The sequence below is a fragment of the Cupriavidus sp. genome (genome assembly GCF_057315035.1).
In genome coordinates, this window is the sequence record NZ_DBHKYV010000019.1 from 131,352 (window position 1) to 140,185 (window position 8,834).

Annotated in this window: 7 protein-coding genes; 2 read left to right on the top strand and 5 right to left on the bottom strand. The window is 63.4% G+C overall.

Annotation, left to right across the window (positions count from 1 at the left end; all coding sequences use genetic code 11):
• Positions 1 to 62 precede the first annotated feature (62 nt).
• The 3 genes from ACO550_RS22085 to ACO550_RS22095 form a co-directional block, all read right to left on the bottom strand.
• Positions 63 to 563: a dihydrofolate reductase gene (locus ACO550_RS22085; RefSeq protein WP_315598413.1), complete on the bottom strand. Its 501-nt coding sequence runs from the start codon at positions 561 to 563 to the stop codon at positions 63 to 65.
• Entirely contained in the window at positions 560 to 1,354 is a 795-nt protein-coding gene (locus ACO550_RS22090) for a thymidylate synthase (protein WP_315598414.1), read from the bottom strand. Before ACO550_RS22090 ends, ACO550_RS22085 begins: the two co-directional genes overlap by 4 nt.
• 120 nt (positions 1,355 to 1,474) lie before the next feature.
• Entirely contained in the window at positions 1,475 to 2,182 is a 708-nt protein-coding gene (locus ACO550_RS22095) for a YjbE family putative metal transport protein (protein WP_315598415.1), read from the bottom strand.
• 605 nt (positions 2,183 to 2,787) lie between these two features.
• Between ACO550_RS22095 and egtD the strand changes: the two genes are divergently transcribed.
• Positions 2,788 to 3,891 carry an L-histidine N(alpha)-methyltransferase gene (gene egtD / locus ACO550_RS22100; protein WP_315598416.1) on the top strand — a complete coding sequence of 368 codons (1,104 nt, stop codon included), beginning with the start codon at positions 2,788 to 2,790 and terminating at the stop codon, positions 3,889 to 3,891.
• 169 nt (positions 3,892 to 4,060) lie between these two features.
• Positions 4,061 to 5,317, top strand: coding sequence for an ergothioneine biosynthesis protein EgtB (locus tag ACO550_RS22105; protein ID WP_315598417.1), 1,257 nt, complete (start codon positions 4,061 to 4,063; stop codon positions 5,315 to 5,317).
• 214 nt (positions 5,318 to 5,531) lie between these two features.
• On the opposite strand, the gene ACO550_RS22110 is transcribed toward ACO550_RS22105, so the two are convergent.
• Together ACO550_RS22110 and ACO550_RS22115 are read right to left on the bottom strand one after the other, a co-directional pair.
• On the bottom strand, positions 5,532 to 7,436 hold the full coding sequence (locus ACO550_RS22110) for a DEAD/DEAH box helicase (protein WP_315598418.1): 1,905 nt from the start codon (positions 7,434 to 7,436) through the stop codon (positions 5,532 to 5,534).
• 858 nt (positions 7,437 to 8,294) lie between these two features.
• Positions 8,295 to 8,510, bottom strand: coding sequence for a hypothetical protein (locus tag ACO550_RS22115; protein ID WP_485994958.1), 216 nt, complete (start codon positions 8,508 to 8,510; stop codon positions 8,295 to 8,297).
• Positions 8,511 to 8,834 lie beyond the last annotated feature (324 nt).

The window sequence follows — 8,834 nt, forward strand, 5'->3', positions numbered from 1 at the left end:
GTTGGTTGGTGGTTGCTCCCCTCTCCCGCGCGCGGGAGAGGGGAGCTGAGTACCTACTACAACTATTCTTCGCCCGACGGCGGACGTTCGTAAGTCACGAACGCATAGTCGAAACCATTCGCCTCAGAATGGTGTTTTTCGCGGGACGCCTCGATCCAGATCGAGCGATCCACGGCCGGGAAGAACGCATCGCCAGGTACATCGGCATCGATCTCGGTGACGATCAGTCGATCCGCGCTGGGCAGCGCTTCCGCATAGAGCTGCGCGCCGCCAATCAGGAACACCTGCTCCACACCAGCGCAAAGCCGTTGCGCGTCTTCCAGCGATCCCACCACCTCGGCGCCTGCGAGTTCCAGCGCGCGGTTGCGGCTGACCACGATATTGCGGCGGCCTGGCAGCGGACGGCCGATCGAATCCCAGGTCTTGCGGCCCATGATGATCGGTGCGCCCAGCGTGGTGCGCTTGAAGTGCTGCAGGTCTTCGGGCAGGCGCCACGGCAGCGTGTTGTCGCGGCCGATCACGCCATTGCGCGCACGCGCGACGATCAGGGTCAACAGGGTCATACGGCCACCGGTGCCTTGATTGCCGGGTGCGACTCGTAGCCCACCAGTTCAAAATCGTCGTACTGATAGTCAAAGATGCTGTCTGGCTTGCGCTTGATGCGCAGCGTCGGCAGCTTCATCGGCGTGCGTGCCAGTTGCGTTGCCACCTGCTCGAAGTGGTTGCTGTACACGTGGCAATCACCGCCGGTCCATACAAAATCGCCCACTTCCAGATCGCATTGCTGCGCAATCATGTGCGTCAGCAGCGCGTAGCTGGCGATGTTGAACGGCACACCCAGGAAAATGTCCGCGCTGCGCTGGTACAGCTGGCAGCTCAGCTTGCCATCGGCCACATAGAACTGGAAGAACGCATGGCAGGGCGGCAGCTTCATCTGCGGAATCTCGCCCACATTCCAGGCGGACACGATCAGGCGGCGCGAATCGGGATTGTTGCGGATCTGCTGCACTACCTCGCTGATCTGGTCGATATGGCGGCCATCGGGCGTGGGCCATGCGCGCCACTGGTAGCCGTAGATCGGGCCCAGTTCGCCATTGGCATCGGCCCATTCGTCCCAGATCGTGACGCCGTTGTCCTTCAGGTACTTGATGTTGGTCGAGCCCTGCAGGAACCACAGCAGCTCATGGATGATCGACTTCAGGTGCAGCTTCTTGGTGGTGACCACCGGAAAGCCTTCGGCCAGGTCGAAGCGCATCTGGTAGCCGAACACCGAGCGCGTGCCGGTGCCGGTGCGGTCGGACTTTTCGGTGCCATGCTCGTACACATGGCGCATGAAGTCGAGGTACTGTTTCATCGGCGCGAAGGGGGAAAGTGATGTTGGCGCGAAGGCCGCAAGCGGGGATTTTAGCCTGTTATCGAGCAAGAACGAGAAAGGCCGCCCGCAGGCGGCCTTTCAGTGTGGCAGTCAGTCCGGTTAGTGGCTTTCCACCGGCGTCTGGCGGGTTTCGCGACGCTTCTGCGTCAGGTAGCCCGCGCCCAGCACGCCGCCGACGATCACCAGGTACAGGCCCCACTTGACGATGGGTTGCGCCTCGAAGAACGCCTTGGTGATCGGCTCGCCCAGGATCATCTTCACGGCCGTGAAGGCCAGCACGCCGGCACCAATGTAGATGATGGACGGGTAGCGCGACATCAGCTTGAGGACCAGGCTCGAGCCCCAGACCACGATCGGGATACTGATCAGCAGGCCCAGCACCACCAGCAGGAAGCTGCCGTGGGCCGCACCGGCCACGGCCAGCACGTTGTCCACGCCCATCACCGCGTCGGCGATGATGATGGTCTTCATTGCACCCACCAGCGTGGCTGCGCCAGCGCCATGCTCGTCGCCATCTTCCTCGGCCGCCAGCAGCTTGTAGGCAATCCAGACCAGTGCCAGGCCACCCACCAGCAGCAGGCCCGGGATCTTGAGCAGCCAGACCACGCCAATGGTCATCGCCGAGCGGACCACCACGGCGCCGATAGTGCCCCAGACAATGGCTTTCTTCTGCAGGTGAGGCGGCAGGTTGCGCGCCGCCAGGGCGATCACGATGGCATTGTCGCCAGCCAGAACCAGGTCAATGACGACAATCGACAGCAGCGCTGTCAGGAATTGCATCGTGAACAGATCGGTAAACCACTCCATGTACGCTCCTCAAGTGCGAATAGCTGCGGGCCATTGGGGCCAGCAAGGTCTTTTGGTTGCACCTGGGATTTACAGCGAGCGCCGGAAGTGTAGGGGGCCGCCTTTGCAAACCGTAAAACCAGGTGTGCAAAGGTCTTGCTCGACGAACTGGCGCGGAATGCGCGCCAGGGTCAGCACAACCGGAAACGGGTCAGCGTTTCGGAATGACGATTGTGCTAAGGGCATGGGCCCCCAAGCTACTCCCCTTTAACTTCCCTCTTTGGAAGGAAATCGTGGCCACCGGAAAACACCGATGAACACGTTGGAGGCGATTATAAGGGAACGGCAAAAAAAATGTTGCACTGCCGGGTAGGGGTTTGTATGTATGCAAATTGCTACATGGATGCCGTGCGAATGCCGTGCCGAGACCGTGCAATCGAGTTTGTAAAGTGATGCAACGCGTCACGCACACATGGACATATCCACCTATGCTAATTGGATTGGTCCGGCAGATGTGCATCAGACAGAACAGTTGCGCATCCCGTGCCTGCCGCAGCCGCCTCGCGTGCTGGCGCGGTTTATTGAGAGGGATTCACCGTAGTGCCCATCGACAACAAGGAAACGTCATGTCGGCCCTTACGACGCCCAATAAGACACCGCTGAACCCGTCCCGTCCCAAATCCCCCAACAACGGCACCAACCACAACCATCTGGCCACGCCCGAGCTCGCGCCTGAGGCTAGCATCGTCGTCGGTAATGGCCATGCGCGCCATGGCGTGCTTCAGCCTGAATTCGTCCAGCAGTACCGCGAAGACAGCCGGGCATTGCGCGCCGAAATCCTGCAAGGGTTGGGCAGGCCGCAGGCCAATATCAGTCCAAAGTTCTTCTACGACGTACTCGGCTCCCGGCTCTTCGAAGCCATCACCGACCTGCCCGAGTACTACCCCACGCGTACCGAGGCATCCATTTTCGCCAGCGCGGCCCCCGCAATTGCGGCCCGGGCCGGTAGTGGCTGCGTATTGATCGATCTCGGTGCCGGCAACTGCGAGAAGGCTGCGCGGCTGTTCCCGAGCCTGCAACCCGCCCAGTACGTGGCGCTCGATATCTCGGTGGAATTCCTGCGCGGCACACTGGCCAGCCTGCAGCAGCAGAACCCGCAGATCCCGATGCTCGGGCTCGGTGCCGACCTGTGCGGGCCGCTCGATCTGCCCAACAGTGTCCGGCGTGGCCGGCGGCTGTTTTTCTATCCCGGGTCCAGTATCGGCAACTTCGCGCCGATCGATGCGCTGGCGCTATTGCAGCGGCTGCGCGCGGCGGCGGGTCCCGGCGATGGCGTGCTGATTGGCGTGGACCTGTACAAGGATGCCGACACCCTGGTGGCCGCGTATGACGATGCGCTGGGCGTGACCGCCGCGTTCAACCGCAACGTGCTGCGCAACGTGAATCGCATCGTCGGTAGCGATTTCGCGCTGGAAGACTGGCGTCACGCGGCAACATTCGATGCGCAGGCCTCGCGGATCCAGATGCATCTGCAAGCGCTGCGCGACGTGACCGTGCGCTGGCCAGAGGGTGAGCGGCGCTTTGCCGCCGGTGACCGGATCCATACCGAAGACTCGCACAAGTACCGCCCCGACGATTTTGCGATCCTGCTCGAAGCGGCGGGCTTTACCGACCCGGTAAGCTGGACCGATCCGCGCGGCTGGTTCGCGATATTCCACGCTCGCGGATAATCGGCGAAAACCAGACGCACACGGCAGACTCGGCAAACAGGAAGCCGCGCCGTCAGCAGGGTGAAACAGGGCCGGCCGGAAGTCGCCGGCGTGCAGTGTCATAATGCGCGCAGCCGGTGCATCCGGCTTTTGGTTTCTTGTTTCTCACCCCTCTGACACGGATTCTTCGATGAGCGGCTTCTCAATGCTTCCCGATCTCCACTTCACCGGCGGCAAGGCTGCATGGCCCGATGCGCGCCGGTTACCACGCGAGGGGTTGGCGCAAGCATTGGTGGAATCGCGTAATCGCACGCTGGCGTGGCTCGGTGCTTTCGGGCAAACGCGCAAGGGTTGGACCGTGCCGCGCCAGTACGACTGCAATCCGCCGCTGTGGACACTTGGCCATATTGCCTGGCACGCCGAGTGGTGGTGCCTGCGTGGGGTGCGTCACCTGGAACAGGGCGGCATCCGGTTGCCGGTGGCCAGCGAGCCATCGCTGCTCGATGGCGCCGACGAGTGGTTCGATCCCGAGCGAATCGGTCCCGACGAGCGTTGGGAAATCGCGTTGCCCGATGTCGCGCGCGTAAAGCAGTACGCCACGCAGGTGCTCGATGGGCTGCTACGCCGCATTGCGTTGTTGCCCGACGATGGCGACGCCACGCTCTATCCCTTCCGTCGCGCGTTGCATCATGAAGATGTGCAGGGCGAGACGATTGCAACGCTGCTGCAGGCGCTTGGGCTGGCACCGGCGGAGCCTGCATCGATCGCACCATCGGCGAACGTGTCATCGGCCGGCACGCTGCATTTTCCGGGCGGCAATTTCACGCAAGGCTGGGCTGAGGCTGACGGGTTCGCATGGCCAGACGAGTTGCCTGCACAGAAAATTTACGTGCCGGCGTTCGAGATGGATGCGGCACCGGTCACCAATGCGCAGTTCCTGGAGTTTGTCGAAGATCGCGGCTACGAGCATCCGTCGTACTGGTCGACGGCCGGTCGGCAGTGGCTGATGACGCAGGAACGTTCCGCGCCGCGCTACTGGTCGCGTCATGCGGTCAGCCGCAGTTGGGTCGCGTCGCGTTTTGGAACCGAACGCACGCTCAACCCCGATGAGCCGGTGCGCCACGTCACGCTGTTCGAAGCACAGGCGTGGTGTGTGTGGGCCGGACGCCGGTTGCCGCAGGAAGTGGAGTGGGAATTGGCGGCCACGCAGAATCGTGGCCTGCAGTGGGGTAGTTTGCGCGAGTGGACGGCCACGCCCTATGAGCCGTACCTCGGCTTTGCCGCGGAGCCCACCGACGGCGAGATCATTGGCCGCTTCGGCACGCACCAGGCTGTGCGCGGTGTTTCGTTCGCCAGCCCGTCACGCTTGCGCCATGTGCGCCTGCGCAGCGCGCTGCTGCCGGAGGACGATGTGTCCTTCGTCGGCTTCCGAACCTGCGCGGTGTAGGTTTTGTGTTTTTTGCTCCCCTCTCCCGCGTGCGGGAGAGGGGCTGGGGGAGAGGGCAAGCGGTTCAATCGACGACACGTCGCAATATGAATCGCCATGCCCTCTCCCCCGACCCCTCTCCCATTGCATGGGCGAGGGGAGCTAACCCGGCAGCAATGAAACCGGCAATAAAAAAGGCACCCGCAGGTGCCTTTTTTACTTTCTGGCTAAGCGCTTAGCGCTCGTAGCGCGAGCGACTGTTGCCGTTGCCGTTGCGCTGGCCGCCGAAGCCGCCACGGTCGCCGCCGCGGTCACCAAACTTGCGGTCGCCGAAGCTGCGCTCGCCACCGAAGCCACGGTTACCGTCGCGCTGGCCGCCTTCGCGGTTGCCGAACGAACGCTGCTCGCCGCCGAAGTTGCGGTCGCCGAAGCTGCGTTGCTGACCTTGGCCCTGACCTTGGCCTTGACCCTGGCCACGGTAGCCACCGTTGCCACGGTCGCCGAAGCCACGCTGCTCGCCGCGATCGCCGAAGCCACGCTGTTCGCCACGATCACCGAAACCACGGTTTTCGCCGCGGTCACCGAAGCCACGGTTTTCGCCACGATCGCCGAAGCCACGGTTGCCATCGCTGAACTTGCGCTCGCCAAAGCTGCGCTCGCCGCCTTCACGGTTGCCACGATAGCCACCGCCGTTGCTGTTGCCACGGTAGCCGCCATTGCCACCACCGTTGCCACGGAAGCCGTCACGGCCGCCCGGCTTGCCGCCGAAGTTCGAACGCGGCTTCGGGGTGCGACGCGGTTCGAGGCCTTCGATAACCGATGCGTCGATGCGGTTGTTCGTGAAGCGCTCGATGCGGCGCCATTGGAACATGTCACCGTGGTTCACGAGGTTGATCGCAATACCCGAGCGGCCGGCACGGCCGGTACGGCCAATGCGGTGCACATAGTCTTCAGCCTGCTTGGGCAGGTCGAAGTTCACCACGTGGGTGATATCGGGCACGTCGATGCCGCGTGCGGCCACGTCGGTAGCCACCAGCACGCGCAGGTTGCCGCGGCGCAGTGCCGTCAGCGTGCGGTTACGCGCGCCCTGGGTCATGTCGCCGTGCAGTGCGCCAGCGGCAAAACCGGTGTCCGACAGGCGCTCGGCCAGCGAATCGGCATCGCGCTTGGTAGCGGTGAACACGATCGCCTGCTTCAGCCCCGAGTCGCGCAGCAGGTGGTCGAGCAGGCGTTCCTTGTGCGACATGTCGTCGGTGAAGTGCAGGCGCTGTTCGATATTGCTGTTGTCGGCGCGCGCGGCGGCGATCTCGATGCGTTGCGGGTCGCGCAGCTGGCGCGAGGCCAGTTGGCCGATACGCGCATCCAGCGTGGCCGAGAACATCAGCGTCTGGCGCGAAGCCGGCGTGGCGGCAACGATCGCGTCGATGTCATCGGCAAAGCCCATGTCGAGCATGCGGTCGGCTTCGTCGAATACCAGCATGTCCAGTGCGGACAGGTCGATACGGCCCGCTTCGATATGGTCGAGCAGACGGCCCGGCGTTGCCACCAGGATGTCCGGCATGCGCGACAGCATGGCCAGCTGCTTCGGGTAGGGCATGCCGCCCAGGATGCTGGCGCAGACGATGCGGCGCAGGTGACGGCCATACTTGGCTGCTGCCTCGGTGACCTGCAGGGCCAGTTCACGCGTCGGCGTCAGCACCAGCAGCGACGGCTGTGCGGCGGCCGGGCGGGGGCGCTTGCCCTTCATGCGCTTGGCGGGTTCGGTCGGACGGTTCGGGGCCGGCTTCTCGCTGATGCGTTGAATCGCGGGCAGCATGAAAGCGGCGGTCTTGCCCGAGCCGGTCTGGCTCGATACGAGCAGGTCGCGGCCAGCCAGGAAGGCGGGAATTGCCTGGGCCTGAACCGGGGTGGGATTGTTGTAGTTGGCTTCAGCCAGGGCGCGCAGGATGGCGGCGTCCAGGCCGAGGTTGGCGAAGCCGCTTGCCGTCGCTTGCGGCGCTTCGGCGACGGCCGGGGCTGCATCGGCGTTGAGCAGGGCGTCGAGCTTGTCGAGCGGGCTCACGGCAGCGGCGGGCGTGGCGGATGCGTCGGCGGCGGAAGCAAAAGCTTGCTCCGCACGGAAATCTTCGTGCTGGGTCATGTCGTACGTATGAAAAAATGCATGGCACCCTGGGGCAATGCTGCTCGAGGGTGGGCGCAGTGCAAAGTCTTAAAAAGGCTTCGGCGCCAATCGGTAGGCCGTACGACAGACTCAGCTGGCAATACGGCGGCAGGCAGGGGGGAGCGACTGGTCAATCAGGCAACCGGCCGAAAATCCCTGGCAGGCAAACAGCGCAATTTACTTCAGGCTGTTCATCAGGATCGGAGACGAGGCAACGTCAGGTGAGTGGTGCGTTCTGGCCAGGCACCTGTCGGAAACTTCGTGTGATGACAGAGGCAGGGAGCAGATCTTGGAGGTAGCGGATACGCCATGGCAACTTGGCCGGGCGTGTTGCGAAAACCCACAGTGCGAAACTCACGGCGCGCAGTATAACAGAACCGCTGCAGTTTTGTTGCAGCGCGATAATCGCAAAACGTAATCAAACGTAAGCGGGTAAAACCGGGAAGCGTCTGGGCCGTCGCTTGAATGTGGGAGCGTGCTGCCTATACTCCAGTCGCGGGCATATATGCCCGTATGGGGCGGACGACGACAATGTCCCGATGATCCTGCCTCCGGCAAGGTTCGCTTGCCGCTCGCCCCCGGCATTGCGGTCATTGATGCCACTGCCAGGTTTCCTCCGACTGTCCGGGTGGTCCGGATGGGCGTCCGCTTCATGGGCGGAATCCATGGGAAACATGCTTGGCACAGGAATGACCGGAATTAGCCGGCGACGCAGACCCAGGAGGTCCGGGCCCGTCCGCAACCAAAGCCCGCCAATTGCTTGGCGGGCTTTTTCTTGCTTGCTGTTTTTCTGGTTCTTCTCGCGTTGCTGCGACCAGTGGCGTGGCGCGCTCTTTTTTACTTGCGCGCTGGCGTGGTCCCCCGTTCCTGCCCTGCAACTTGCGATGTGCCGGGAAAACCGTCCGGATACTGGATCAATCGTGTAAGCGAGGGGCGTCGGTGCGCCTGCCAGCGATAGCTGCCGGCTAGCCGTGCGCCGCCGATGATGGCGGTCATGGCCTCGCGGTCGAGGTCCGTGTTCTCCGACAAATCCTTGATGACGATCACTGCCATGGCGTTCTCCAGCATGCGGGCCTTGCCACGGCCGGGCGCAATGGCTCCGGTCGGGCGGCGCCGGGGCAGGCGCGGGCCCGATTCAGTATAGGCGAGCGATCCTGCCGGTACTGCCGCATGTGTGGTGCACGCGACAGGACCGCTCCCGGACGCGCGGGATTCAAACCGCCGCCAGGTTGCCGCCCCATTGCGTCGGCTTGATGTTGAGCGCGACCTTGCCCAGATCGACGCCAACGATCTTGTTGTCGTTGAACGCGGCAACATTCACCTGCTGAAGCTGCTGCACGCTCTGGTTGATATTGATGTTGACCAGCGGGCCGGCAG